Origin of the sequence: Embleya scabrispora (genome assembly GCF_002024165.1) — a bacterium.
GTDB lineage: Bacteria > Actinomycetota > Actinomycetes > Streptomycetales > Streptomycetaceae > Embleya > Embleya scabrispora_A.
This window is the reverse complement of the sequence record NZ_MWQN01000001.1, coordinates 881,571-908,013: the sequence shown is the minus strand read 5'-3', so window position 1 is coordinate 908,013 and position 26,443 is coordinate 881,571. Positions and strand designations below refer to the sequence as shown.

The 26,443-nt window shown below is 73.1% G+C and carries 20 protein-coding genes and 2 pseudogenes; 12 read left to right on the top strand and 10 right to left on the bottom strand.

Annotation, left to right across the window (positions count from 1 at the left end):
* Positions 1–589: 589 nt before the first annotated feature.
* From B4N89_RS04205 to B4N89_RS04180, 6 genes and pseudogenes are all read right to left on the bottom strand, one after another.
* Positions 590–1,774, bottom strand: coding sequence for a DegT/DnrJ/EryC1/StrS family aminotransferase (locus B4N89_RS04205; protein WP_078974513.1), 1,185 nt, complete (start codon positions 1,772–1,774; stop codon positions 590–592).
* Positions 1,765–3,258, bottom strand: coding sequence for a hypothetical protein (locus B4N89_RS04200; RefSeq protein WP_078974512.1), 1,494 nt, complete (start codon positions 3,256–3,258; stop codon positions 1,765–1,767). Before B4N89_RS04200 ends, B4N89_RS04205 begins: the two co-directional genes overlap by 10 nt.
* Positions 3,259–3,360: 102 nt before the next feature.
* The gene (locus B4N89_RS04195) at positions 3,361–4,404 is read right to left on the bottom strand and encodes a GNAT family N-acetyltransferase (RefSeq protein ID WP_235618463.1); all 1,044 of its coding nucleotides are present in this window, start codon (positions 4,402–4,404) and stop codon (positions 3,361–3,363) included.
* Positions 4,405–4,445: 41 nt separating this feature from the next.
* Positions 4,446–5,548 (bottom strand): annotated as a pseudogene (locus B4N89_RS04190) (glycosyltransferase).
* Positions 5,548–7,452 carry a tyrosine-protein kinase domain-containing protein gene (locus tag B4N89_RS04185; RefSeq protein WP_143657829.1) on the bottom strand — a complete coding sequence of 635 codons (1,905 nt, stop codon included), beginning with the start codon at positions 7,450–7,452 and terminating at the stop codon, positions 5,548–5,550. Before B4N89_RS04185 ends, B4N89_RS04190 begins: the two are co-directional and overlap by 1 nt.
* A gap of 147 nt (positions 7,453–7,599) precedes the next feature.
* The gene (locus B4N89_RS04180) at positions 7,600–8,799 is read right to left on the bottom strand and encodes a glycosyltransferase family 4 protein (protein WP_235618462.1); all 1,200 of its coding nucleotides are present in this window, start codon (positions 8,797–8,799) and stop codon (positions 7,600–7,602) included.
* Positions 8,800–8,921: 122 nt separating this feature from the next.
* Here B4N89_RS04180 and B4N89_RS04175 point away from each other — a divergent pair, with 122 nt between their 5' ends.
* From B4N89_RS04175 to B4N89_RS04150, 6 genes are all read left to right on the top strand, one after another.
* Positions 8,922–10,100 (top strand): glycosyltransferase family 4 protein, encoded by a 1,179-nt coding sequence (locus tag B4N89_RS04175; RefSeq protein WP_078974508.1) that lies wholly within the window; start codon positions 8,922–8,924, stop codon positions 10,098–10,100.
* A gap of 153 nt (positions 10,101–10,253) precedes the next feature.
* On the top strand, positions 10,254–11,375 hold the full coding sequence (locus B4N89_RS04170; RefSeq protein WP_235618461.1) for an ABC transporter permease: 1,122 nt from the start codon (positions 10,254–10,256) through the stop codon (positions 11,373–11,375).
* The gene (locus B4N89_RS04165) at positions 11,365–12,588 is read left to right on the top strand and encodes an ABC transporter ATP-binding protein (protein WP_078974506.1); all 1,224 of its coding nucleotides are present in this window, start codon (positions 11,365–11,367) and stop codon (positions 12,586–12,588) included. The genes B4N89_RS04170 and B4N89_RS04165 overlap by 11 nt, the downstream gene beginning before the upstream one ends.
* A gap of 6 nt (positions 12,589–12,594) precedes the next feature.
* Entirely contained in the window at positions 12,595–13,857 is a 1,263-nt protein-coding gene (locus tag B4N89_RS04160; protein WP_078974505.1) for a glycosyltransferase family 4 protein, read from the top strand.
* Positions 13,854–14,933 (top strand): glycosyltransferase family 4 protein, encoded by a 1,080-nt coding sequence (locus tag B4N89_RS04155; protein ID WP_078974504.1) that lies wholly within the window; start codon positions 13,854–13,856, stop codon positions 14,931–14,933. The genes B4N89_RS04160 and B4N89_RS04155 overlap by 4 nt, the downstream gene beginning before the upstream one ends.
* A gap of 65 nt (positions 14,934–14,998) precedes the next feature.
* On the top strand, positions 14,999–15,445 hold the full coding sequence (locus B4N89_RS04150) for a group II truncated hemoglobin (protein WP_078974503.1): 447 nt from the start codon (positions 14,999–15,001) through the stop codon (positions 15,443–15,445).
* A gap of 59 nt (positions 15,446–15,504) precedes the next feature.
* On the opposite strand, the gene B4N89_RS04145 is transcribed toward B4N89_RS04150, so the two are convergent.
* Positions 15,505–16,650, bottom strand: coding sequence for a glycosyltransferase family 4 protein (locus tag B4N89_RS04145; protein WP_161500614.1), 1,146 nt, complete (start codon positions 16,648–16,650; stop codon positions 15,505–15,507).
* Positions 16,651–16,795: 145 nt separating this feature from the next.
* Positions 16,796–17,251 (bottom strand): annotated as a pseudogene (locus B4N89_RS53300) (GNAT family N-acetyltransferase); the annotation flags it as partial.
* A 58-nt stretch (positions 17,252–17,309) separates the two neighbouring features.
* On the opposite strand from B4N89_RS53300, the gene B4N89_RS47520 reads away from it, so the two are divergent.
* Positions 17,310–17,627 carry a hypothetical protein gene (locus B4N89_RS47520; protein ID WP_143657828.1) on the top strand — a complete coding sequence of 106 codons (318 nt, stop codon included), beginning with the start codon at positions 17,310–17,312 and terminating at the stop codon, positions 17,625–17,627.
* 143 nt (positions 17,628–17,770) lie between these two features.
* Here the strand turns inward: B4N89_RS47520 and B4N89_RS04130 are convergent, their stop codons facing one another.
* Positions 17,771–18,733 (bottom strand): polysaccharide deacetylase family protein, encoded by a 963-nt coding sequence (locus B4N89_RS04130; RefSeq protein ID WP_235618460.1) that lies wholly within the window; start codon positions 18,731–18,733, stop codon positions 17,771–17,773.
* A 345-nt stretch (positions 18,734–19,078) separates the two neighbouring features.
* On the opposite strand from B4N89_RS04130, the gene B4N89_RS04125 reads away from it, so the two are divergent.
* The 5 genes from B4N89_RS04125 to B4N89_RS04105 all read left to right on the top strand — a co-directional run bounded on the left by B4N89_RS04125 (position 19,079) and on the right by B4N89_RS04105 (position 25,203).
* Positions 19,079–20,806 carry a GNAT family N-acetyltransferase gene (locus B4N89_RS04125; protein WP_161500613.1) on the top strand — a complete coding sequence of 576 codons (1,728 nt, stop codon included), beginning with the start codon at positions 19,079–19,081 and terminating at the stop codon, positions 20,804–20,806.
* Entirely contained in the window at positions 20,806–22,377 is a 1,572-nt protein-coding gene (locus B4N89_RS04120) for a GNAT family N-acetyltransferase (protein ID WP_078974499.1), read from the top strand. Before B4N89_RS04125 ends, B4N89_RS04120 begins: the two co-directional genes overlap by 1 nt.
* Positions 22,374–23,189: a polysaccharide deacetylase family protein gene (locus tag B4N89_RS04115; RefSeq protein ID WP_078974498.1), complete on the top strand. Its 816-nt coding sequence runs from the start codon at positions 22,374–22,376 to the stop codon at positions 23,187–23,189. The genes B4N89_RS04120 and B4N89_RS04115 overlap by 4 nt, the downstream gene beginning before the upstream one ends.
* Positions 23,182–24,339 (top strand): glycosyltransferase, encoded by a 1,158-nt coding sequence (locus tag B4N89_RS04110; protein WP_235618459.1) that lies wholly within the window; start codon positions 23,182–23,184, stop codon positions 24,337–24,339. The genes B4N89_RS04115 and B4N89_RS04110 overlap by 8 nt, the downstream gene beginning before the upstream one ends.
* Positions 24,340–24,429: 90 nt before the next feature.
* Positions 24,430–25,203 (top strand): sugar transferase, encoded by a 774-nt coding sequence (locus B4N89_RS04105; protein WP_078974497.1) that lies wholly within the window; start codon positions 24,430–24,432, stop codon positions 25,201–25,203.
* Between the two features lie 101 nt (positions 25,204–25,304).
* Here B4N89_RS04105 and B4N89_RS52520 read toward each other — a convergent pair whose 3' ends face one another.
* Entirely contained in the window at positions 25,305–26,441 is a 1,137-nt protein-coding gene (locus B4N89_RS52520) for a hypothetical protein (RefSeq protein WP_078974496.1), read from the bottom strand.
* Between the last annotated feature and the right edge of the window lie 2 nt (positions 26,442–26,443).

Genomic DNA, 26,443 nt, shown 5'->3' with positions numbered 1-26,443 from the left:
GGCTGGTGCGGGGTTGGTCCGAGTCGGTGGTGGGCCGCTGCCGGCGTTCGGGGCTCCGAGACGGAGGGTCCCCGACGAGACTGGTGCGTTGGCCGGCGAAACCGGCCGGCAGCGGGGAGCGGGTGGACGGTCGGGTCGAGTCTTCCGGGCCACGTCCCCGGGTGGGCCGGTTGCTTTCGGCGGGCGTTGTGCTTGTGGCTGCGGGCCGGCTGGTGCGGGATTGGTTCGAGTCGGCGGCGGCCCATCACCGACTCGGACCAACCCCGCACCGGCACCGGCACCGGCACCGAAGTGCAGCGCGTGCCGGGAACGCATGGCCCACTTGGGCAGGTCTGTCGGAGGACTCGACCCGGGCCCTCGGGGTGCCGGGCTGCGGTTGTGGGCGGGGTCGGCGGAGCCGAGTCGGCTACGACGCCGGTCGGGCCGGGCCGGCTCGTGTGCCGAGTCGGCCCGGCCGGCACGTAAGGCCGACGGACCCGGCGGCCCCGTGTGCGGCCGGTCGGGCCGGGCCGCGCCCGACTCCCGCCGGGCCGACCGCCGAATGCCGCCGACCCCGGCTCGCCTCGCCTTGCCTTCGAAGCTCCTCCCCCTATCCGCCGGTCGCCGACCGTACCTCCGCTGCGTGTTCGTGCAGGCGGGTTACCGCCTCCGCCAGCGTGGTGACCGTCGTCGGGTCCATGTGTGACCACAGTGGCAGGGTCAGGACCCGGTCTGCGATGTCGTCCGTTACCGGCAGGTTTCGGGCCGGCAGGTGGGCGTAGGCCTTTTGGCGGTGTACCGGGGGGTGGAAGTAGCGGCGGGAGTCGATGCCTTCCGCCTTCAGGGCCCGCGCCAGCGTGGGGACGTCGAGGCCGAACGGCTCCGGGTCGATCACCAGCGTCAGGTCCTTCCACGTCGACACGTCGCCCTCGGCGAGTACCGGCAACCGCACGCCCGGGACGTCCCGGATCGCCGTCGCGAAGGCCGCGACCAGCTCGGTGCGCGTGCGTACCCGCTCCGGCAGGCCCCGCAGCGAGACCAGGGCCAGCGCCGCGTGGAGTTCGGACATCCGGGCGTTCAGGCCCGGGAAGACGCAGTCGTAGTCGCCCGGGTTGCCGTACCCGCGTCCCAATCGGCATGCCTGGGCCAAGCCCTCGTCGCGGGTCGCGATCAGGCCGCCCTCGCCCGCGACGACCACCTTCGTCGGGCTGAGCGAGAAGACCTCCGCCGCGCCGAAGCCGCCGATCGGGGTGCCGGCGCGCCGGCTGCCCAGTGCGTGTGCCGCGTCGTAGAGGAGCGGCACCCCCGCGTCGTCGGCGACCTGGGCCAACTCCTCGACCCGACACGGGGTTCCGTACACGTGCGTGGCCATCAGCGCCGAAGCCCCGGACTCGGCCAGCAACTTCGCCGCGTCCGCCGGGTCCAGGGTCAGCGTGTCCGGGTCGACCTCGGCGAACACCGGCGCCGCCCCGGCCCAGTGCGCCGCGTGCGCCGTGGCCGAGAAGGTGAAGCCCGGCATCGCCACCGAGCCGTTGACCCCCATCGCCTGGAGCGCGAGCATCAGCCCGCTCGTGCAGTTCGACACCGCCACCACGTAGGGCACCTCGAGTTGCGCGGCCGCGGCCTCCTCCAACTCGCAGACCGTGGACCCGTCGGTCAGCTGACCACTCGTCAAAATCGTGTCCAGGCGCCGCGTCAACTCCTCCCGCTCGGGCACCCGTACCCGCGTCAGCGGCAGGCCCTCCGCGAACAGCGCCGTTCCGCCGAGCACCGCCGGCTTGCCGGTCACCGCCATGTCCCATCCCCCCTGAATTCCCCGGGATACCCCGGATCCGTCGAACCTGTCCCCACCGACTCGGAATCGGCCGCGACCGGCATCGTCTGCCGCACGGGCACACGCCGCCGTCTCCGCTCCGAACCGCCGCCCTTCACGGTCTCGGTCCGTTCCGGTTTCGACACCGCGAGCAACACCAGCACGAACGGGAACACCTGGACCCGTTCGCGGGTGAGGATGCCGAAGTTGCGGATGTTCGCGAACGCGAGCGCGAACACCAGTGTGTAGACGATCACGAAGGCCACGTAGGGTCTTCGGATCAGCAGACCCGGGATACGTTTCAACCGGGGCAGCGCCACCACGAACAGGCCCATCAGCACGACGCCTTCCAGCGAAGCGACCAGGGCCTGGATGTTGTGCGCCTCGAACGGGAACGGCCGGAACAACACGGTCACCAGCGACTGCGGCAGCGCGGCCGGCGAGATCGCCAGCGCCGCCTGGTCGTCCACCGCCTGGGCCGAACCGCCCTGCGCGGTCTGCGTCTGGGTCTTGGCGATCACCTGGTTGGCCTGCGCCGCGCCGATGCCGGGTGTACCGAAGAAGGTGCCCACCTGCTGGAGCGCGAGCACGCAGCCCACCCCGAGCACCACGATCCCGAAGGCGGCACGCAAAGGCCCGAGGGCGGACGCCTGTTGCGGCCGGTTGCGCAGCAGATACCCCACGCACAACCCGCACAGGAGCAGCACCGTCACGTGCGGCCGCACCATCGTGGTGCCCACCGCGCCCAGGATCAGGAACACGAACGCCCCGCGCTTGCGCACCAAAAGCAGCGCCACGCCGTAGGCGGCCATCCCCAGCGTGAACATCATCCACGTGTCCTTGCCGATCCCCGACGGCCAGAACAGCAGGGACGGCAGGAAGAACAGCAGCTTGCCGTAGCGCCGCCGATCGCCGTCCGGATAGGCCACGTTGAACGCGCGCCAGAACAGGTACAGCCCCCAGAACCCGAGCCACGAATAGACCAGGTAGCCCGCGAGCAGCGACTGGCCGACGATCGCGTACACGATCCCGGTGACGATCATGATGAAGCCGGTGCCGATCACCTTGCGGCCGATGTCCACGGTGAAGTCGCCGTCCCGGAAGTGCGGCGCGATGGCCCGCCCGACCAGGTCGTAGGTCGCCGCGTCGGCGCGACCCTCGTAGAGCACGAAGGACATCCAGTAGCGGGCGAAGCACGCGAGCAGCTTGGCGACCAGCGCGCCGATCACCAACCGCCGTACCCACGGCGGCTCGTCGCGGGAGAACCGGGACAGCAGCGGCACGCTGACGGTCAGCAGCAGCGGAAAGACGATCAGCGCGCCCCAGGTGTCGTAGGGGCGGTACTCCATCGCCCACGCGAACACCGAGACGTAGACACCCACGGCGGCGAGCGCGAGCAGCGAACCCCACGGCAGCCGCGGCGGACGACCCGTCCACCGGGTGAACCACGCAGGTCGGGACGACAACGGAACTCCTTGCAGGAACGGCGAACCGGCGCGACGCAGGACGGCGGTGGCGCGCGCGGAGGACCGGCTCGGGACCGGTCCGGCGCGGCATCGGCCGCCGGGCTAGAACACCTCCAAGTCCCCGAGGGAGAGCTGCCACGAGCGCAGGTCGTGGACGTCGATCGGATGCGGGTGCACGGGCCGCGCGACCAGGAGCATCCCGGTGCGCGGCGGTGTGGCGTAGCCCGCGTAGCGGGCCGCGCGGGCCGCCTCCGAGCCGCGCGGCAGATGTGTCGCGACGTGGTCGCACCCGGACATGGCGACCCCGGAGAACAGGGTGCGCGCGGTGTCCCGGTCGCCCGGGCGGACCACCATCTGGGACAGCGTGAACTCGACCAACGGCCCACGCAGGCGCGGCCGGCCGAAGACCACGCCGGTCAGCTCGCCGTTCTTGTAGGAGGCGACGATCCGGTAGTCCAGGCCCGGTGCCTCCCCGTAGCGCCAGCGCAGGAAGTCGCCGGTGAGCGCGGTGCGCAGCTTGTCGTGCCCGATCGCCGCGTCGCCCGCGTCGGCCTCGGCGACCAACTCGTCGAAGCCGATCGCGGCCCGGGGATCGGAGAAGAACTGACGGGCGGTGGGGAAGCGACAGCGGGCCGCCGGATCCACCGAGTTCCACGTCTGCGAGGTGCCGGTCAGGTCGCCCGAGGCGCGCAACTCCTTGAGCCCGCGGGCGAAGGCCAGTGGTCGGATCGGGTGCAGCGCGATCGGCACCTTCCCGACCTCCTGCCAGCCCATCTTCAGATAACCGGGCAGGCTGTTGCCGTTGGGGGTGTTGAACACCAGCGAGGTGTCCGCCTCGATCCGCTCCAGCAGATCGGTGGTCAGCCGACGGAACAGGCCGCGGCCCTGGACGTCGGGATGGGTCGCGGTATCCACCGCGCGCACCGCCCGGATCACCTCGCCGCCGAACACGAACTCCCAGCGCAGGAACAGCCGTACGGCCACCACTCGACCGTCGGCGCTCTCCGCGACCAGGCCCGGGCTGGCGCCGAACGGGTTGTCCCGATGCTTCCAGCGGAAGAACTCCGAGGTGCGCTCGCCGGTCGGCCCGCCGGACAGCGCCGTACCCAGCAGGTCCAACACCCGGGGCTCGTCGTGCTTGCCCAACTCCCGAACGGTGAAAGGCGAATTCCCGCGTCCCTGCCCGCTCACCGCGACCCCTCCAGCACTCTCGCGTACACATCCTCGATCCGCCGCTGGGCGCCCGCGACGTCGAACTCGGCGGAACGCTTTCGCGCCGCCTCGCCGCACGCCCGCCGGCGCGCCGGTTCCTCGGCGAACGCCGCCAGCGCGTCGCCGAACGCTCGGGGGTCGCCCGGCGGCACCACCACACCCTCGATCCCGTCGGTGACGATCTCCGGCATCCCCCGACGGCGGTCACCACCGACGGCAGGCCCACCGTCATCGCCTCCATCAACGAGACCGGCAGCCCCTCCTGACGCGAACTCAGCGCGAACACGTCGAACGCGGACAACAGGGTCGGCACGTCGCCGCGCGAGCCGGTGAAGACCACCGAGCCCTTGAGGTCGGCCCGGTTGGCCCGCTCGCGCAGGGTCGCCTCCAGCGGACCCGAGCCGATCAGCACCAGGAGCGCGCCGGAATGCCGGTCACGGACCCGGGCATGCGCGTCCAGCAGGCCCAACTGGTCCTTCTTGGGCGTGAAGTTGGCCACCGTGCCCACGATGAAGGCGTCCTGGTCCAGGTCCAGCATCCGGCGGGCCCGCTCCCGGGCGCCGGGGCCGGCGAACGCGTCGCCGAGGTCCGGGCCGTGGTGGATCACCGTCGGGCCGACCCCGGGGCGCAGCCGGCCCGGGACGATGCTCTCGGCAACCGCCGCCGAGACCGCGATCACGCCGTGGTTGCGCCGGTAGGTCCACGCGTTGGCGAGCCGGGTGGGCCGCCGATAGCGCGGCCACATGTTGTGCTCGGTGTGCACGATCGGTACGCCGACCGCCACCACGCGGGCGGCGACCGCCGGGACCGGCATGTGCGTGTGGATCAGCCCGTAGCCGCGCGCCCGTACCAGCGTGCGCAGCCGCAGCGGCCAGGTCCGCCCGCCGCCGAGACAGTGCACCGTGATGCCGAGACCGCGCAGCGTCGGCACCAGCGCGTCCTTCCACGGCAACACGTAGGCGACCTCGACCTCGTAGCGTTCGTCGTCCAGGTGACGGGCGCAGTTGACCAGCAACTGCTCGGCACCACCGCGCCCCAGGCCCTTGGCGAGCCACAGGACACGAACGCGTTCTCCCATCAGCGATCCTCCGAGCCGAGTTCGACGGTGGACCACGTGTCGAAGTGCGGACCCAACCGCGCGCCGTCACCGGCGCCGTTGTGCAGCGCCCGCTCGGCGGCCGACTGCACCCGGAAGCCGGCGGTGCCGTCCTCCGTCGAGGCGGGCGGGTCGGTGCGCTGCGAGCCGTGGCCGTGCTCGGGCGACTCCGGGTCGCCCTCCGTGAGTTGGTTGCGCTTGGCCCAACTCGGCGCGGGCCGCTCGGCGTCCTCCTCCGGCTCGGCCGGTGCACCGCCGGAGCGACCGCGCAGCACCAAGCCGCCCGCCGCGCCCATACGGGCCACCGAACCCGTGCGCGGCCCGCGCTTGATGCCGCCGCCCATCGCCCCGGTCGGATCCACCCCGAGCAGCGCGACGCCGGCGATCGGCACCCCGGTCCGGGTCAACAGCTCGCCCACCCGGGACGCCTGATCGGCCGTCAGATTGCCGCTGCGAGCCACCACCAGCATCGCGTCGGCGTGCTGCACCAGGTCGTTGGTGTCGTTCGCGTACATCAGCGGCGCACTGTCCACCAGCACCACGTCCGCGTGGTGCCGGGCACGCTGGACCACCTCGCCCGCGCGCAGGAGCAGCGCGGCCGGGTAGGCGGCCGGAGCCCCGGCGGTGATCAGCCGCACATTCGGGATGTTCGTTCCGCGCACCACGTCGCCGAGGTCGATCTCCTGCTCGGCGAGCAGGACTTCCGACATGCCCTTGCCCGGCTTGGCGCCCAGGTACAGGTGGGTGGCCGGGTTGCGGAAGTCGCAGTCCAGGACCAGCACCGAGCGGCCCGCCTCGGCCAGCGCCGCGGCCAGGTTGGCCACCGTGCTGGTACGCCCGTCACCCGGCTTCGAGGACACCACCAGGATCACCGGCGCCGGATCGCTGACGCGGCGCACGGGCATCGCCGTGGCCCGGGTCTGCCGCGGGTCGGTGCCGCCGAGCCGATAGGCGAGCCCGGGCGGACCGGTGAGCAGCAGCGCCGAACGCAGCGTGCGGTACGCCTCCGCGACCGGACTGTCTGGGCGCCCCGCGACCAGGACCGCGTGCCCGGCGCGCTGCCGGCGCGGGGCCCTGGGCACCTCGGCGATCACCGGGAGGCCGAACGCGTCCTCCAACTGGATCCGCCCGCGCAGCCGCACGTCCATCCGGTCGACCATGAGCGCGGCGATCAACCCGAGCGCGAGGCCCAGCGCGGCGGCGAGCGCGATCCGCAACGGCCGCGAGGTCGGCGCCAGGATGCTGGTGGTGGAGTCCGCCGTGCTCTTGAGGCCGTCCATCACCTCGATCTTGGGGTCGTTCAGCGGGTTGACCAACTCCTGCTGCTGCCCCACGAGGGTGGTGTACTGGGTGCGCTTCGCGTCGAACTCGGCCTGGAGGGTGGCACGTTTGGTGGTGTTCTTGTCCAGCGCGTCGATGTCGGTCTTGAGCTTGTCCAACTGGGCGGTCATGCTGTCCGCCTGACCCTGCCGGGCCTTGCGCTGCGAGTCGGCGAACGCGGCCACCGTCTCCTGGGCCCACGCGCTCGCCAGGTCCTCGGCGGCCCTGCGGCCGGGCGCCTTCGCGGAGATGGTCACCAGGCCCAGATTCGGGTTCAGTTGCGAGGTGACCTTGGCCGCCAGCACCGCCGGGTCCGGGTTGTTCAGCCGCTTCGCCACCCGGCGGGCCACCTCGCCGCTGTCGGTCATCAGCTGCACCGGCGCGAGGTTGAACTCCTTCGCCGAGTTCGGCGCGGGCAGCACGTTGACCGAGGCGGTCCACTGGTTGCCCGTGCCCTTGGGGTCCGATGGGGTCAGGATCAGCCCCGCGAGCAGTCCGATCGCCAGACAGGCGAGCACCAGCGGCCAACGACGCTGGAGAACGGAGAAGTAGCTAGAGGTTTCCACCGGTCCCCCTCCGGTTCGAGGTGCCACCGCGCGATGGGACCGCGGGGCAGGCCAAACGTAGAGCACGCGGGGCGCCGAACGACCCCTCGACTGTGCCGGAAGTGTGGAGATTCCGTCGAGATCCGACCCGCCGTGTTCGCGCGGCCGTCACCGCACCGGACCTGACGACCCGCTCCGCCGCGCTCCGGGACCGAGTGCCCGGGCATAGAACGCGACCATCCGGTCGCAAACGCTGTCGATCGTGTACTCCTCGCCGAAACGTCGATACGCCGTTTCCGCGCGCATCGCGGTCTTCTCCCGCTCCGTCAGGGCCGAGACCAGCGCCGTCGCCAGCGCCTCGGGCGAATCCGGCGGCACCAGGGCCGCGCAGTCGCCCGCCCCGGTGATCTCGCGCACCGGAGGCAGGTCGCTGGTGACGATCGGCGTCCCCACCCCCATCGCCTCGATCAGCACGCTGCCCAGGCCCTCCCAACGCGAGGGCAGCACGAACACGTCGGCCGCGCCCATCAGATCGGGCACGTCGTCGCGATATCCCAGGAACCGTACGGGTTCCGCCCCTTCCGGGGAATCCCCGGCCAGGCCGGCGGCCGCCCTGCGCAACGACGCGGTCTGCCCACCGGGCGGACCGGCCAGGAGCAGCACCGCGTCCGGCACCTCGCGGCGCACCGACGCGAACGCCGTGAGCAGCACGTCCAGTCCCTTCTGGTATTCCTGTCGGGCCGCGGTGACCAGCACCGGGACGTCGGCGTCCAGACCCAAGCCGGCCCGAGTGCGGGCCCGTCGCTCGCGCGCGGCGGCCAGTGCCTCGGGGTCACGTCCGCGCGGCACCACCTCGATCCGCGAACGGCGCACGCGCAACCGGCGCGACATCACCTCGGCCACATGCTCGGTCAGCGCGTGGAACCGGCACACCCCCTGCCCGCTGGCCGCGTCCAGGCCCTGCGCGGCGCGCAGCTTCCACGGCCGAATCCCGGGCTGGGTACGCATCTCCGCCCCATAGGAGGTGTTGACCAGGCTCGACACCACCGGAACACCGGTCGCCAGCGCGGCGATTCGCCCCGCGATGTCCGCCTCGTACAACGTCGTGTGCACCAGATCGGGCCGACGATCGCGGATCACCCGAGCCAACCCGCGCACCGAGCCCGCGCGCGAGCCGCGATGCACCCCGAACAGCGACGCGCCCGCCTCGACCAACTCCGGTTGAAAACCGTCGAGATCCAGGAGATACGCGACATCGAGGGTGATGCCGCGCCGGATCAGTCCCGGAGCCATCGCCACCGCCGCGCGTTCGGCGCCGCCGACCCGGTCCACGCTGTCGATCACCTGGAGCACGTGCACTTGCCTCACCCCTGCCATCCCCCGCGCTCTCCCGACGCGGCCGTCGGTCACGGGACGCCCCCACCCCGCACCGCCGAGCATGTCATCGATACGCCCCCGGCGGGGCGGGATTCGTGACAACCTGTCACCCCATGGGGACAACGACGGATCGGCGTGGGGTCCTGCACGTCGTGACCGACCCCCGACGACGGGGTTCACAGGCGTTCGCCCACGATCTGGACGCGGCGCTGCGCGATCGAGGGCGGTCATCGGCGCTCGTCGCGCTGGCCGGCACCGGGGAGATGGACTTCCCCGTGCTCGGACCGGGGCGGCTGCATCCGAGCACGCTGCGCGAACTGCGGCGGCGGGCGGCGGGTGCGGGCGTGGTGGTCGCGCACGGCTCGACCACGCTGGACGCGTGCGGGATCGCCCTCGCGGGCACCGGAACGCCGTTCGTCTACGTCAACATCGGCGACCCCCGGCACTGGGCGCGCGACGCGCTGCGCCGGGCGCGGGTGGGGCTGCTGCTGCGCCGGGCGGCGGCGATCGCCTCGGTGTCGCCGACGGGTCGGGAAATCCTGCTGCACACCTACCGGTTGGCGCCCGGGCGGGTACGGGCGATCCCCAACGGGCGGCGTCCGGAGCGGTTCCCCCCGCCCGACTCGACCGATCGATCCAAGGCGCGCGCCGAGTTGGGGCTGCCGACGGATGCGACGGTGCTCGTCGTGGTCGGCGCGCTGGCCGTGGAGAAGCGGGTCGCGCTGGCCATCGAGGCCTTCGCGCAGCTCGTGGAAGCGGCTCCGGATCGCGTCGAGGCGGCATCGGAGCGCCCCCGGGCGGCGGCGGAGTCCGCCGCATCCCCGACGTCGCGGCATGGCGAACTCCCGGCCTACCACCTGCTCGTGGCCGGAGAGGGCCCCGAGCGCGCGGCCCTGGAGGCGCTGGCCGCGCGGCGGGCCCCGGGGCGGGTCACCTTCACCGGCAACCTCGCCGACCTGGGCCCGGTGTACCGCGCCGGCGACGTGCTGGTGCTCTCCAGCACCAGCGAGGGCGTGCCGGGAGTCCTGGTCGAGGCGGGCATGACCGCGATCCCGGCCGCCGCGACCGACGTCGGGTTCGTCCGCGACGTGGTGGTGGACGGGGTCACCGGGGCGCTCGCCGAGGTGGGCCCGGGCGCCGGGGATCCCGCCCCGCTGGTCGCCGCGATCCGCCGGGTGTTGGCCGACCGGGACGCGATGGGGCTCGCGGCCAGGGCCCGTTGCCTGGAACGACACGCGATGGAGACCGTGGTGGACGCGTGGACCGCGTTGCTCGACGAACACACGCGCTGACACTGCGGCATCGAGGAAGGGATCGGGACGACGCCTCGGCGTCGAACGCGGGACTCGGGACGGGGCGCAGGCCCCGACTCCCGTACGGCCGAATGCGACTCGTGGGGAGATCGCATGTGCCAAGGTTGTTGTCGAACCAGGGAGGGGGAGTCCGTGGGGGAGTATGTGGGGGGTGCCGTCGGCATGCCCGGCGACGGCGTGAGCAGAGTCGGCGATCTCGGCCGGGCGGGCCGGCACGCCCGGCCCGGCGGCGGCGTCGACGAACCCGCCGATCACCGAACACACGTCAACGGAGCGCCCCTCGCGGGCCACGGGGGAGCGACCACGCCGACCATCGACAGTCGCACCGGCACCGGACGACACGCCGCGCCTCCGGCCGGCGTCGGCAGCGGCACCGGCCGCATCGCCGCCGCCCAGGCGCCCGACCCGGAGGTCGAGGGGCCACCACCGGAACTGCGTTTCAAGCGCCGCACCAGCCTGTTCCGCGGCATCCGGGAGTTGTGGCACTCGCGCGAACTCGTCCGCACCCTGGCCGAGCGCGACCTCAAGGCCCGCTACAAACAAGCCGTTCTCGGCTTCGCCTGGGCGATCATCACGCCCGTGCTGCTGATGCTGGTGTTCACCATCGTCTTCCAGCGGGTGGGCAACCTCAGCGAGACCGCGCACAAGTACGACGTGCCCTACCCGCTGTTCAGCTACCTGGGCCTGCTCCCGTGGACGTTCTTCATGTCCTCGGTCACCCAGGGCTCGTCCTCGCTGGTGTCCAACGGGCCGCTGCTGAACAAGGTCTACTGCCCGCGCGAGGTCTTCCCGTTCGCCACCGTGATCGTGGCCACCGTCGACATGCTGATCGCGTCGAGCGTGCTGGTGGTGCTGTTCGCGGCCTATACCACCCCGCCCGCCGCGACCATGTGGGCGCTGCCGATCCTGCTGCTCATCCAATTCGAGGTCACCCTCGGCGTGGTGCTCGTGCTGTCCGCGGCGGTGGTCTACTTCCGCGACATCCGACACGTGCTGCCGCTGCTCATGCAGATGGGCATGTTCGCCACCCCGGTCGCCTACGGCATGGACCAGATCACCAAGGACTGGCTGCTGCCCTACGTGATCGGCAACCCGCTCGCCGCGGTGATCGACGGCTACCGGCGCTCGATCCTGTACGGACAACAACCCGACTGGGAACTCACCGGCGCGGCCGGGGCGTCGGCGACCGTGCTGCTGATCGTCGGATACAAGATCTTCAAGAAGCTCGAGGCGGGGATCGCCGATGTCGCCTGACCGCACGTCGACCACGCTCGCGCCGGCCAGGTCGGGCACTCTCGCGCCGGGCACGATCCAGGCCGAACACCTGTGGAAACGCTTTCGCGCGGACAGCCAACGCATGTTGCTCCGGGACAACCTGGGCCGCATCGCGCGCAAGTTGTCCGGCCGCGATCAAGCCGACTGGCGCTGGGCGTTGCGCGACATCCACATCCACGTCGACCCCGGCGAGGCGGTCGGCCTGATCGGCTCCAACGGGTCCGGCAAGTCGACGCTGCTCAAGATGCTCACCGGCGTGATGTACCCCTACGCCGGTCGACTCCAGGTGCGCGGCCGGGTCGGCGCGCTGATCGAGGTCCGCGCAGGCATCCACCCGGACCTGACCGGTCGTGAAAACGCCTTCCTGTACGGCTCGTTGCTTGGCCTCAAGCGGGCCGAGGTGGCCAAACGCTTCGACGACATCGTCGACTTCGCCGAACTGGGCACGGCGATCGACCGGCAGGTCAAGTGGTACAGCTCCGGTATGCAGATGCGCCTGGGCTTCGCCGTCGCCGCGTTCCTGGAGCCCGACGTGCTGCTCGTCGACGAGGTACTGGCCGTCGGCGACGCGCTGTTCCAGCAAAAGTGCCTGGACCGGATGCGGGTGGTGCTCGAACAGGGCACCACGCTGGTCCTGGTCTCGCACGACCTGGCGTCGGTCGAGTCGATCTGCACGCGGGGCATCTGGCTGGAGCAGGGCGAGATCCGCACCGACGGGCCGATCCGGCAGGCGCTGCGCGGGTATCGGGACAGCGTCGAGGAGGAGACCGAGGCGCGCACCCGCACCGACGAGGCGATCCGCACCACCTACGTCGACGTGCGCGGCGTGGACACCGCCGGTCCCACCACCAATCGGTCGATGGTCGTCGAGGCCGATTTCGTCGGCGACTTCCGCGGTTCGGCCACCGTGCACATCGGCGTCACCGAGGGCACCGCGAGTCCGGTCTTCACCACCCGCCGCGACGTGCGGTTCGGCCCGTCGGGCACCCGGGTCAAGTGCACCCTGGACCGACTGCCGCTGCCCCGGGGGCGCTACGCGCTGTGGATCGGCGTCTACGACGGCGACGGACATCCGCTGACCGCGTGGCATCCGGCCAAACAGTTCGACGTGGCCGGGCCCGAACTCGACACCCCGCCGCGCGCGGTCGTGCTCGCCGCGCCGGTCTATGTCGACCACACCTGGGAGGGGTGAACGACCGTGCGCATCCTGGTGTGTCCGCACGACATGCAACTGGGCGGCAGCTCGATCAACGCGGTGGACCTGGCCCGCGCGGTGCGCGACCTGGGCCACGAGGTGTGGGTGATGGGCCGGCAGGGTCCGCTGCGACAACGGGTCGCCGCCGCGGGCCTGCCGCTGCTCGCGCTGCCCGAGCGGGCGCACGTACGCCCCTCGCCCGCCGTCTCGCGCACCATCGCGGCGGCGGTGCGCCGGCATCGCATCGACGTCGTGCACACCTACGAATACTGGCCCCTGGTCGAGGCGTTCCTGGGCGCGTTCGTCCCGCGCGGCACCCCCGTGCTCGGCACGATCATGTCGATGGGCAGCCTGCCGCCGTACTTCCCGCGCACCGGTGTGCCGCTCACCCTCGGCTACGGCGACCTGTACGAGGAGACCGGCGAGGTGCGCGGCCTGGAGGGTGCGCGCGTGCACCTGCTCGAACCGCCGGTGGACACCACGATCGACCATCCGATCGTGGACGGGGCCGACGCCGAAGTGGACGTGGACGCCTTCGCCGCCGAACACGGGCTGCTCAAGCCCGCGCCCACCGTGGTGCTTGTCTCGCGCCTGGCCCGCCACCTCAAACAGGAGCACCTGGAACGCACCGTCGACGCGGTGGCCCGACTGTCCCCGGAGCTGCCCGGGGTGCGGCTCGTGCTGGTCGGCGGCGGCTCGATCGAGAACGAACTCCAGGCCCGTGCCGCCGCGGCGAACGCCGAACTGGGCCGGCGTGCGATCGTCCTGACGGGCGAGATGGCCGACCCGCGACCGGCGTACGCGCTGGCCGACGTGGTGGTCGGGATGGGCGGTTCGGCGCTGCGCGGGATGGCCTTCGGCAAACCCACCGTCGTGGTCGGCGAGCAGGGCTTCAGCAAACCGGTCACGCCCGAGACGATCGGCGCGTTCGACGGCCTCGGCTTCTACGGCCTGGGCTCGGGCCGGGTGCCCGTGGAGCGGGATCCGCTGGTCGGCCAGTTGGCGGCGCTGTTGGGCGACGAGGCCGAGCGGGAGCGCGTCGGCGCCTGGTCGCTCGACCTGGTCCGCGAGCGCTTCGCGCTGGACAGCCAGGCGCTGCGGCTCGTCGACTGGTACGAACAGGCCCGCGCCGAACTCCCCCCGGCGCGTGGTCGGGTGGGGGAGGCGGTGCGCGTCGGCGGACGCCTGGTCGGCTTCAAGGCCGGGCAGCGTGGTCGGGCACTGCGCCGGCGCACCCGGGGCGGGCGCGGAGCCTCGGCCCGATGAACCGGCCGACGGGTCTGACCCTGCTGCACGTCGGGGCCTTCTCCGGGTCGGTGCCGGGGCTGTGCCGGGCGCTCGCGGCGCACACGGAGGTGGCCGCGCACGACCTGATGCCGCTGGCCCGGGCGCCGGGGCTGGCCGCCGCCCGGCTGCGGGCGGTGCACGAGGCGCGGTTGGCCGGTCCCGGAACGCCGTGGACCAAGACCGGCGCGTGGGCGGCGGCGCTGGACCGCCGGGTGCGCTCGCGCGGACTGCTCGCCCCGGGGCGGCCGGTGCTGATCGTGCAGACGTTGCCCGCGCTGACCCCGCCGCCGGGCGTGCGCTACGGCGTGTACACCGACCGGGTCGGCCTGGAGGGCGCGGCGGTCGGCGGAACGCATCGATCCCGGTACTCCGACGGGTGGTTGGCCCGCGAGCGGCGGTTGTTGCTGGGCGCGCACCGGGTGTTCGTGATGGGCCCCAGCACGGCCGACGTGCTGGTGCGCGAGTACGGCCTGGCCGCGGATCGGGTGCACGTGGTCGGCTCCGGGACCAACGCCGAGCCCGTGCCGGAGGCCGATCCCGGGCCGGGCGGCGCGGATCCGCCCCGGCTGCTGTTCGTCGGCACGCAGTGGGAGCTCAAGGGCGGCCCGCTCCTGCTCGCCGCCTTCGCCCGGCTCCACGCCCGCGACCCACGCCACCGGCTGACGCTGGTCGGCAGCGGTCCGGCGGGGGAGTTGCCGGTCGGGGTGACCGCGCTGGGCCGGGTGCCGCATTCCGCGATGGACGCCGTGTACGCCGCCGCCGACGCGGTGGTCGTCCCCACGCACATGGAGGCGTTCGGGATAGCCCTGATCGAGGGCCTGATCCGGGGATTGCCGTGCGTGGCCTCCACGGTCGGCAACCAGCCCTGGATCATCGGCGACGCGGGCCTGACCGTACCCCCGGGCAACGAGGACGCGCTGGTCGTGGCGCTGCGCCAACTGAGCGCCGACTACCCCTCGTTCCGCAAACGCGCCGTGGTCCGCGGCGAGGAACTGCGGGCGACGATGACGTGGCCGGCGGTGGCCGCGCACATTCTGGCGGAGCTGCGCGGATAGCGGTTCGGTGACGGCCCGTTGCCGGCCGTTGACAGCCGCTTCGTCCCGGTCTGGGATGTGGCGGTATGGAGACGCTTTTCGAGCACGCGGGCGGACACGAGGGTCTGCGCCGGTTCATCGACATCTTCTACGGCGACGTCCTGGCCGACCCGCTCCTGCGGCCCCTGTTCGGCGCGGGGCGCCCGGAGCACGTGGACCACCTGACCGCCTTCACCGCCGAAACCTTCGGCGGGCCGGACGACTTCACCCGGACCATGGGCGGCTTCCCCCATCTGATCGAGGTCCATAGCGGCCTGAAGATCTCCGAGGAACAGCGCCAACGTTTCGTCGAGCTGTATCTCGCCGCGGCCGACAAGGCCGAACTGCCGCCCGACGAGCCGTTTCGGGAGGCGCTGCGCTCGCACGTGGAGTTCGGCACCCACGTGGCCAAACAGAACTCGCACGCCGAGACTGACGACGAACTGCACCCGTTGCGCGAAGTCCCGCGCTGGGACTGGCCGCCGATCGTGTGAAGCCGGGCCCGGCGACGTTCCCCTCGCCGCCGGACCCGGTCCGATCCGCCGAACAGGGCCTAACGCCGGCGCAGCGCCGCGCGTTCGTACACCCGGGCGAAGCCGTCGAGCATGTGTTGCCGGGTGAAGCGGGCCAGGACCCGTTCCCGGCTCGCCGCGCCCATCCGGGCCCGGGTGTCCGCGTCGGTGAGCAACTCGCGGCAGGCCATCACCAGTCCGCCCCGATCGCCCGCGCGCAGCAGTCGCCCGGTGACGCCGTCGGCGACCACGTCGGTGACCCCGCCCACCGCCGTGCCCACCACCGGGACGCCCGCGACCATCGCCTCGGCGACCGCGAGGCCGAAGCCCTCGTAGTGGGACGTGGACAGGAATAGGTCGGCCGCGTCGAACGCGTCGCCCAGCCGAGGCAGCGGCGGTACCACCCGCACGTGCTCGGCCACCCCCAACCGCTCGATCAGCGCAGGGATCTCCGGTTCCTGGCGGCCGATGATCAGGAACACCACCGGCGGTCCGGCGGCACCGAGTTTGCGCACCACGTCGGCGCCGACGCGCACCATCAACGGGATGTTCTTCTGCGCGGCGCGGCCCACCCCGACCACCACGAGGGCCTCGGGCGCGATGCCCAACTCGGCGCGTAGCGCAGCCCCGGCGGCCGGATCCGGGTCGTGGACCGGCACCCCCAGGGGGACCAGCGGGATGCGCTCGGGCCGCCATCGCACGATCGCCGCCGTCGCGTCGCGGACATGAGTCGAGTGGGCGAACGGCCGGAACCCGGCCGCCTTGACCATGCCGACCTCGATGCCATTGGTCGACCGTGAGTGCAGGCCGTCCTTCAACGGCTCGTGCACCTCCATCACCCGGGGCAGCCGGGGGCAGGCCAGCGCGGCGGGCAGCGAGAGCCGGGCGGTGCCGCTGTGCGCGTGCAGCACGTCCGGGCGCAACTCCCGGACCTTCGCCGCGATCCGCAGCCCCAGCCGCACCTCGTCCCGGGGTCCGGCGGGCCCGGTGTGGTCGAGCGCGTGCACCGTCACATTCGGGCCCAGCTCCCCGAGTTCGTCCTCCTCCCAGGCCGGGCGGGCGCTGATGGCGTGGCAGTCGAAGCGCTCCGGATCGAGCCCGGCGAGCACCTGCCGGCTCACCTGCGGGATACCGCCGCCGACACTCAGCCGCCACACCACGTGGACGAGCCTGATCCGCTCCGTCACGATTCCCCCGCGCCGGTCGCCGCCGGCGATCCCGGGCCCGGCGGGCCGCGGCCTTCGCGCCGAGGAGCGCGCCGGCCGCACCGCGGGCCACCAACCATGTCGTGTCGTATCGATCGGTCGCGCCGAACCGATGCTTGAACTCCTCCGCACCGCGCAGGAAGTCGAATGTGGCCACCTTGCGCTCGGCCAGCGCGGTCAGCGTCTCGTGGAACAACACGGTGCCCAGGCTCGCCTTCGCGTAGGCCGGATCCCAGCCCAACTGGTAGTACGCGAACGTGTCCTGCCACAGGAATCCGTACAGGACCCCCACCACCGCGCCCGCCGGATCCCGCGCCACCAACGCGCACGGCCCGCGCCCGGGTTCGGCCCGGGCCGCCAGTGCCGCGTGCAGCGGCCGCCGGGTGGCGTCGAACGCGCTGGACCCGCCGATGGTGTCGCGACGCAGCCGATGCAGCCGCAGCAGGTCGTCGAACACCTCCGGCGTCAGCTCGCCGGGAGCCGCCCAGGTGAAGACGACCCCGTCGGCCGCGAGCCGGCGCGCCTTGCGCCGCACCCCCTGGCGGTGCCGGGCCGAGCCCAGGGCATCGGGGTCGGCGGGCATCACCGGACAGGCCGTTCGCTCGATCTCCCGGGCACCCGGGGGCAGATACGGATCGCCGGTGCTCGGATCCAGGTGCGGGAAGAGCATGCTGCGCCGCCGGGCGAGCGTGGCCAACCAGGCGCGTACGTCCTCGTGCCGGTGCGGCGCGACGGCGAACCCGCAGTGGTCCGCGGCGCCGGTCCCGCTGCCGAGCACGGTCCAGATCGATACCCCGCCGGGCAGCCGGGGGTGCAGCCGCTCACGGGTGCGCAGCAGCGGTACGACCGCCTCGGCGGCGCCGTCGTCCGCGCGCCACACCGCGACCAGCACCCGCCCGGCCCGCTCCCGGCCCAGCGACTCGGTCCAGCCCAGCACCCAGTCGGGCGTGGCGAAGTAGGACGTGCCGGGCGTCGCGGCGACCAGCGCGCGCCAGGACGGCACCAGCGCCGCCAACTCCCCGGGCGAGCGCAACAACGTGGGCAGAGCAAGCACGACGATCCCCCCGGACCTCGAAACCGACGCCGAACCGGACCGGACCCCTCACCGGCCGCCGCGCAAGGCGTGCACCGCCGGATGCAGCCCGGAGACGATGGTGGCGAACCGATCCGGGCGGGTGTTCGAGCCGACCCGCAGGCGGGAGATCCGCAACGGGTGATCGGGAAGCCGGGGCCCGAGCCGGTGGTCGAACAGGAAGCCCGAACGGTAGCCCAGTTCGTCGAGCAGCCGCTCGGCACGCACGTCCCAGTTCCCGTTCGGATACGCGAACGAACTCGGCGCCCGGCCCAGGAGCTTGGTCAACCGTTCGTGTGCGTCCACCACTTCGGCGCGCACGTCCGCGTCGGAGCAGCGGTCGAGCAAAGGATGGGTGAGCGAGTGGTTCTCCACCCGGATCCCGCCCGACTCCAGGGTGCGCAGGTCCGCGCCGGTCAACTGCTCGCCGAGCACCGGTTCGTGGCCCTGGCGCAACGCGGCGAGCAGGTGCAGTCGGCGCTCCTGCGGCACGGTCTTGAGATACGCCACCCACCCGCTCGGGGACCGCTCCGGCTCGCCCGCGACCCGCGCCCCGGCCGCGACCAACCGGTGCGCCTCGTGCCACCAGAACGGCGTGCGCGAGTCGATCGCCGAGGCCACCACGTAGGCCACTCCCGGGATGCCGCGCTCGCGCAGCAACGGCAGGCCGTGCTCCAGGATGCTGCGCTCGCCGTCGTCGAAGGTCAACAACACCGCGCGGGCGGGCAGGGGGCGTCGATCGCTCAGCGCCGCCTCCACCTCGTCCAACGACACCGGCCGGGCGATCCGCGCCAGGCGGTCCAACTGCCCGGCGAACACGGCCGGATCGGAGATTCCGTGATACCCGAGCACGGCCAGCCGCAACCGGGACCGGCGGGCGAACCACACCTGCGCCGGCGACCACCGCAACAGCGCGTCAGCACCGCCCCGCAACGAGGACCGCACCGACGAACGCGCCGACGACCGCAACGTCCCCACCCTCGAACCGCCCACCCGCGCCTCCCCGGTCCCGCGGTTCCCCAGCCTTTCGGCTCCCGCTGCCGGAACCGTAACAGCGGGGTCACCTCCCGTCAGCCGGACACCGAACGTCCGCCGGACCGACACCGAACATCCGCCCGAACTCCCGCCACGTCATGGCAAGGTCGTGAACGTCGGATATCGCGGAACATCCCCTACGACTCGGGGACGGATCGCGAAACACCCTTCACGCGTGACCCATCCGGCCTAATCTGGTCGGCGGGCGACCCGAGCCCCGACCGTGTGGGGGCGCGGCGGCGCCGGTCGGGCACAAACGTTCCGATGCTGCTCACATCGGAACCGCGAGGTGGGGGCCGGGCGATGAATCGTGCATCGACCCTGCGCGCCGAGGAGATCGATGGCGATCTCGCTCGCGCGTGGGACGAAATGGTGGTCGGACGGGGAGTCCAGGCAGACGTCTTCGACACCCACGCGTGGGCGTCCTCATGGTTGACGACCCGACCACGACTCGCCGAAAACGTGCGCGTACCCGCCGTGTTCGACGGAAATCGACCGCTGGCCCTGCTGCCGCTCGAACTCGACTCGACCGGTCGTGCCCACGAACTCGGCCGCGGCCAGCGCGAACGGACACGTGTCGTGATCGGCACCCCCGAACCGCGCCCCGAGGTGCTGGGTGCGCTCGCGGCCGAACTGCGCCGGCTCGGCATCCGCGAGCTGACGCTGCATCGCGTGCCCAGCCGCGACCCCGCCACACACGCGCTGCTCGGCGCGCTGCGCGGGGCCGGCTACGCGGTGGACGTGCGCGAGCGGATGACCGACATGATCGAGTCCACACCCGACGGCTGGTCCGGCTACCGGGCCCGCCATCGCGGCTTCGACGGCGCCGTCGGACAGGCCATGCGCCGCGCCGGTCAACTGTGGAAGTTGCGGGTCGTCGCGTACGGCGCCCCTGGCGGCCCGCCGCTCGCCGCCGGACTGGCCGACCACGAAGAGCTGTTCGACCTGAGCTGGAAGGGCCGCCTCGGCGCCGCCCCGGAACGGCGCCGGCTGCTCACCCGCGCGCTCGACGAGCGCGGCCTGGCCCGGCTGTACGTGCTCTACGCCGAGGACCGCGCCATCGCGTCCTGTCTCGGCGTGCGGATCGGCCCGGTGATGCACTGGCACACCGTCGCCTACGACCCGGCCGCCGCGCTGCTGTCGCCGGGCAACGTGGTGCATTGGCGCGCCCAGGAACTCGCTTTCGCCGAGTGCGGGTTGACGCTGATCGACCTGTTGCCGGGGGCGAGCCCGCTCAAGGACCGGGTCAGCAGCGAACGACCCGCGCTGCTCGACGTGTGCGCGGCCCGGGTGCCGCGCCGGGTGTTGCCGCTGCTGCGCGGGGCCCGCGAGGTGCAGCGCGCCGTACCGATCGCCACCCGCGCCCGGGTGGGCCGGCTGCGTGCCCGGGTCGGCGCCGTCCCGCCCGGCCACGCCGGCACCGCCCGGCGGCTGGAGGCACGACCGGCGACCGAGGTGCCGGCCCGGCCCAGCCCCGAACTGGTCCTGGACCAGCCCACCTTGCGCCTGCTCACCGTGGCCTGCGCGCGCCGGGGCCCGCAGGAGATGCGGGCCGACTGGGGACCGGACGACCGCTGGTACCGGATCGGCGCGGGCCCCCTCGCGGTGGCCCGGGTCGATGTCGGTGAGCCGGTGCCCACCCTGCGCGAGGTCGTGCGCTACGACCCGGCATACACCCTGGAGGCGATCGCGCTGATGCTCGCCGACCTGCTCGCGTCGCCCGTCCGCTACCTGGACGAGGTACCCGTGCGCGACCCCCGCCTGCGCTGGCCGCGCGCCTGGACCGGGCTCGATCCGGGGGGCGCCGAGCACGCCGCCCTCGGTCACGCCACCGCCGACCCCGACGCGGCCGACCCCGACGCAGCCGACCACACGGCCGCCGCCCCGGACGCCGAAGCCGACGCCGGCGGCCGGGAACACGCCGAGCACGGGGCCGCCGAGACACCCGGCACGCACAACGCACCCGGCACGCACAAGGCACCCGGAACACCCGGAGCGCCCGGCGCGTTCAGCCGGGCCGAGGGGGCCTGATGCGGGCCCGCCCGATGCACCCCCTGGAGATCGACGGCGCCTTCGCCGCCTCCTGGGACCGCCTGGTCGCCGCGCGCGGCGTACACGCCGACCCGTTCGACACACACGCGTGGTTCGCCTCCACCCTGCACGGCCACCACGATCCGCCGGACGACATCCGCGTGGTCTCCGTACTCGACGACGCCGACCAACCGCGCGCGCTGCTCCCGCTGGAGCGGATCGGTCCCGACCGCTGGGGCGTCTTCTCCGCACACCGCCGCCCCCGCAGCCACGTGGTGGTGCACCCCGACGAGCCGCACGGCGCCGACTCGATCGCCGACGCCCTCGCCCGCACCGGCGTGCGCGAACTGCGCCTGCACCGCATGCCCAGCCGAGACCCCGAGACGCACCGCCTGATCGCCGGGCTGCGCGCCTGCGGCTACACCGTCGACGCCCGCGAGAAGGCCTGCGACATGCTCGCCGGGGTCGAGGGCGGCTGGGCCGGCCACCGGGCCCGCTTCCGCGGCTTCGACCGCTACGCGCACCGCTTCGCCACCCGGGTCCGCGCACAGTGGGACCTCACCGTCGACCGGATCGGCGGCCCCGGCACCCGCGAATCCGACTTCGACGCCGGCTTCGCCGTCTACACCGACCTGTTCGCCCGAAGCTGGAAGGGCCCACTCCAGCCCGCCGCCGCCGACGCGCGGCGCGACCTGATCGCCCGCGCCGCGCGACACGACTGGGCCCGGCTGTACATCCTGCGCGTGGACGGCGTGCCCGCCGCGATGCACCTGTGGTTCCGCCTCGGCGACGTGGCCACCTGGCACTCCACCGCCTACGACGAACGATTCGCCGCCCTGGGCATCGGCACCGTGGTGCAGTGGCAGGCCCAGGAACTCGTCCTGGCCGAACCGTGGCCCGCCGGTTCCGAGCCGCGCCTGGTCGACCTGATGCCCACCCGCACCCCGCAGAAAATGCGACTCGCCCCCGAACGCCCCGCCCTGTGGGACGTCGAGGCGGTCCGCGACCGACGCCTGCTCGCCGTCACCCTGCCCACCCGCGGCTTCGCCCGGGCCACCCGGATGTCGGTCGAGCAGCACCTGCGGGCGCGCCGCGCCAAGGCCGCCCCGGTCGAGCCGACCCCGGTCGCCGAGACGGTGATCCCACCCGCCATCAATCCCCACGAGCGCGGCGACAAACCCGACCCGGTACACGAGGCCGGCCTCGCCGACCACCGCGCGATCGCACTCGCCTGCGGCTACCGGGGCACCGACACGGTCGACGCCGGCCGCGCCCGCGGCGAGACCTGGTGGCTGGTCGGCGAGGAACCGCACACCCTCGTACACCTGGGCCCGGACCGGACCGTGCACACCGTCGCCGCCCTCGGCACCGACCGCACCCTGCCGCGCGACCGGCCACCGCACGAAGCCGCACGCAGCGTGGCCACGGCCCTGGGCGAGACGCTGCGCCTGTACCTGCCCGACCCCGCCGGAACCCCCGGAACCCCCCTGCGCCGCGAACCGGAACCGGTTCCGTGGCCGGTCGCCCGCACCGGCCCGACCCGCCTCACCTCGAAGGGCACCCCCCGATGACCGCCATCAGCGGCGACCGCGTGCGCACCACGCTCAAGCGCGGCCTGGCCGCCACCGCCCTCGCCCGCGACCCCGCACCCGGCGCGACCCTGCTGATCTACCACCGCGTCGGCGGCGGTACCCGGGACGAACTCGACCTGCCCGCGGACGCGTTCCGCACCCAACTCGACCTGCTGCCCGCCCGACACGTGGTCTCCCTGGACACCGCCGTGGACCGCCTCGCGGCCGGCGACCCCACTCCGTCGATCGTGCTCACCTTCGACGACGGCTTCGCCGACGTGTACGCCAACGCCTGGCCCGAACTGCGGGCCCGCAAACTGCCGTTCACCCTCTACCTGGCGACCGGCTGCATCGACGCCGAGATGCGCTGGGAGGGCTCCACCGGCACCAGCGGCGGATCCGCCGCGCTGACCTGGGACCAGGTGGCCGAACTGGCCGACTCGGGGCTGGCCACGATTGGCAACCACACCCGCAGCCACGCCCGTCCCGAAGCGCTCACCGCGACCGAACTCGACGACGCCTCCGACGACATCGAACGCCGACTCGGCCGCCGCCCCGCGCACTTCGCCTACACCTGGGGCGTCGCCGTGCCGGACATGGAGCACGCGCTGCGCTGCCGGTTCCGCAGCGCCGCCACCGGTGTGCTCGGCCGCAACCGGCCCGGCTGCGATCCCATCCGGCTGCGCCGGGTCCCGGTCCGACGCACCGACCCGCCCGCGTTCTTCCGGGCCAAGCTCGGCGGCCGACTCGGCCAGGAACGCGCCTACGCGGCGGTGGTCGGCCTCGGCAAGAAGGCCGGTGCGCATGCGTGAGCCACGCGGACCGGGCGGGCGTCCGCTGCGGATCGCCCACCTGACCACCGTCGACATGAGCCTGGCGCTGCTGCTGCGCACCGAACTGGAAGAGGACGTCGCCGCCGGCTTCGAGACCTTCGGGATCAGCGCGGCCGGCCCCTACGTGCCCGGGATCGAGGCGCTGGGCGTCACCCACGTCCCGCTGAACTCGCTCACCCGCGCCTGGAATCCGCGCCGCGACGCCGCCGCGGCCGGCGAACTCGTTTGCGCCCTGCGGCGATTGCGCCTGGACGTGCTGCACACCCACAACCCCAAGACCGGCGTGCTCGGCCGCCTGCTCGGCCGCGCCGCCGGGGTGCCCGTCGTGGTCAACACCTGCCACGGCTTGTGGATCCGCCCCGGCGATCCGTGGGCCCGGCGCGCGTTCGTCCTGGGCACCGAGAGCCTGGCCGCCCGCGCCTCGCACGCCGAGCTGTACCAGAACGCCACCGACCACGCCACGCTGCGCCGGGCCGTGCCGGGATGGCGCTCGCGCGTGGTCGGCAACGGCACCGACCTCACCCGCTTTTGCCCCGATCCCGCCGCCCGCGCCACGATCCGCGCCGAACTCGGGGTGGCCGAAGACGAACTGCTCGTCGGCGGAGTCGGGCGGCAGGTCGCGGAGAAGGGCATCCTCGAATACGTGGAAGCAGCCGGACTGCTCGCGGGCAAGGCCCGATTCGTCTGGATCGGACCCGAGGACCCGGACAAGCCCGACGCGATCGCTCGGGCCGCGCACGACTCGCCCGTCGAATTCGTCGGCGCGCGCGCCGACATGCCGGCCGTCTACAACGCGCTCGACGTCTTCGTCCTGCCCTCGCACCGCGAGGGCTTCTCACGATCCGCCATGGAAGCCGCCTCGTGCGCGCTGCCCATGGTGCTCAGCGACATCCGAGGCTGCCGCGAGATCGGCACCCACGGCGAACACGTGTTGCTCGCGCCGGCCGGGGAGTCCCACTCCCTGGCCGCCGCGATGGACCGCCTGATCAGCGAACCGGACCTGCGCGCCGCACTCGGCGCCGCGGCCCGGACCCGCGCGCTGGCCGAGTTCGACCAACGGCGCGTGGCCCGCGTCTCGATCGACACCTACCGGGCCGTGGCCGCGCGCCGCGGCCTGGGCTGGACGTGAGGCACACACAAGGCGCCGGCCGGTGAGGGAGACGCCACCGGCGCCCGCAGCACACCACAATCCAACGCCACACCAGGGGAGGGGCATGGCATGCGACGACTGTTCGACATCACCGTGGCCGCGGTGGCACTGGTTCTACTGGGACCGGTTCTGCTCGCGATCCACGTGATGATCCGCGCGACCATGGGTGGACCCGCGTTGTTCCGTCAGACCCGAAGCGGCCTGCACGGCCGCGACTTCGAGATCCTGAAGTTCCGCACCATGCTCGACCCGCGATATCCGGACGAACCCGACGCGACCCGGATCACCCGGCTCGGGCAACTCCTGCGCACCACCAGCCTGGACGAACTGCCCCAATTGATCAACGTGTTGCGCGGGGACATGGGCATCATCGGACCCCGGCCGACGCTGCCGAGCCAGGTCGTGCACTACAGCCCGCGCCAGCGCGGCCGACTGGACGTGCGCCCCGGGCTGACCGGCTGGGCGCAGGTCCAGGGCCGCAACGCGCTCAGTTGGCCGGTGCGGATCGAGTACGACCTGTGGTACGTGCGCAACCGCGGCGCGCGGGTCGACCTGGTGATCCTGTGGCGCACCGTCGGGGTACTGCTGCGCCCGTCCGGGATCACCGCCGCCGGCGGGGTCAATCCGGGCTTCCCGGTGCCGGCCTCGGCCGAGACCGGCACCTCGGCCCAGGCGGGCCACCAGCCGCGCCCCGTGCCGGTGCGGACCCCGCACACCGACACGTTCCCGCTGCCCAGACCCATCGTCTGGAGCGGGCCGATCACCCACTCGCCGGTGGACCCGACCCGTCTGCTGCCCCCGCAGCGGCACGCGGGGGACTCGCTGGCCGAAGAGGTGTCCTGACGGCCGAGACAGCACCGAGACGCACGCATGTCCGTGCCCGATCGTGGGGATCGAGCACGGACATCGTCGTTTCCGGCCGGGCGCCCGGCCGCGTCTTCGAGTCAGCCCGTGCAGCTCGCCTGGACCTGGCCGGCCGCCAGGTGCGCACCGGCGGTGCCGCCCCAGTCGACGCCGCGCGTGACCAGCTTCACCGCGACCTTGCCGTTGGCCACCGGGAAGGTCCCCGCGCTCACCCAACGGCCCTTGTTGGCCACCTGGTTGACCTGGAACTGGGCGTACCAGGCACCGGTCTTGTCGTCGTCGCGCGAGCGCAGCACGTAGTACTGCGCCGGGTTTCCGCCCACGTCTCGGCCGTTGCCCGAGGGCACGTACACGCTCAACTGGCAGCGCTTGGAGGCGCTGCCGACGTCGAACCACCACAACACGCGCGCGCTGGCGTCGTCCTTGTTCTTGTCCCCGGACATCGGGACCGCGTCGAACTTCCCGTTGCAGCCGTCCCTGTTCCACCCGCCGCTGCCCACGGTGTACCAGCCCTTGGAGCCGTCGCCGTAGCGGCCGACCTCGGCGAAACCGCTCGCGCCGTTGTTCGCGCAACCGTAGCCCGAGGTGCCCAGGAAGGTCTGCTTCGGGGCCAACGAATCGGGCTGCACCGGCGGAGGGGCCGGCTTGTTGCCGGATCCGCCCGGGCTGCCGCCACCGGGCGTGGGCGCCGTGCCGCCCCCGCCGCCGGGCGAACCCGTGGCCGGGTTCCGCGCGTCGGGCGTCGACCCGCCGCCGCCGAACGTGCCGGTCGAGCCGCCCGCCGCCGACCCGCCGCCACCCGACGCGCCCCCGCCGGAGGAGCCGCCGTTCGGGTACGGATAGCCCGGCGGGTACGCCGAACCGCCGCCGGGCGTGCCCGCGCCCGTGGGGCCGGGGGCGCCGGCCGGGTCGCCGGTGCCGCTCCCGGCGCTCGGACCGCTCTGCGGCGCCGTCGAGCCGCCGCTCGGCAGCACCTCCACGGGCTTGTCCTGCATGGGCGCGGCCTGCGCCACCGGCTTGCGCCGAGCGCCGTCGTCGCCGCCGAGGTCGATCGCGGAGACGACGGTCGCCGCCGCCAGCCCGGCCGCGGCCAGCACCGGCATACCCAGGCTCACGGCCCAGACCCGGCGGCCGGGCCGCAGCGGTCGCATCGGCGTGCGCACCGAGCGGGCGAACGCGCGCTGGAAATCCGCGTTCGGGTTGGGTGGTTCGGCCATGT

What these genes read in the sequence shown, in the direction of transcription:
- B4N89_RS04205 (WP_078974513.1), bottom strand. Translation starts at nt 1,774, where the DNA reads ATGGCGGTGACCGGCAAGCCGGCGGTGCTCGGCGGAACGGCGCTGTTC.
- B4N89_RS04175 (WP_078974508.1), top strand. Translation starts at nt 8,922, where the DNA reads ATGGGGACAACGACGGATCGGCGTGGGGTCCTGCACGTCGTGACCGAC.
- B4N89_RS04165 (WP_078974506.1), top strand. Translation starts at nt 11,365, where the DNA reads ATGTCGCCTGACCGCACGTCGACCACGCTCGCGCCGGCCAGGTCGGGC.
- B4N89_RS04155 (WP_078974504.1), top strand. Translation starts at nt 13,854, where the DNA reads ATGAACCGGCCGACGGGTCTGACCCTGCTGCACGTCGGGGCCTTCTCC.
- B4N89_RS04150 (WP_078974503.1), top strand. Translation starts at nt 14,999, where the DNA reads ATGGAGACGCTTTTCGAGCACGCGGGCGGACACGAGGGTCTGCGCCGG.
- B4N89_RS04125 (WP_161500613.1), top strand. Translation starts at nt 19,079, where the DNA reads ATGAATCGTGCATCGACCCTGCGCGCCGAGGAGATCGATGGCGATCTC.
- B4N89_RS04120 (WP_078974499.1), top strand. Translation starts at nt 20,806, where the DNA reads ATGCGGGCCCGCCCGATGCACCCCCTGGAGATCGACGGCGCCTTCGCC.
- B4N89_RS04115 (WP_078974498.1), top strand. Translation starts at nt 22,374, where the DNA reads ATGACCGCCATCAGCGGCGACCGCGTGCGCACCACGCTCAAGCGCGGC.
- B4N89_RS04110 (WP_235618459.1), top strand. Translation starts at nt 23,182, where the DNA reads ATGCGTGAGCCACGCGGACCGGGCGGGCGTCCGCTGCGGATCGCCCAC.
- B4N89_RS04105 (WP_078974497.1), top strand. Translation starts at nt 24,430, where the DNA reads ATGCGACGACTGTTCGACATCACCGTGGCCGCGGTGGCACTGGTTCTA.
- B4N89_RS52520 (WP_078974496.1), bottom strand. Translation starts at nt 26,441, where the DNA reads ATGGCCGAACCACCCAACCCGAACGCGGATTTCCAGCGCGCGTTCGCC.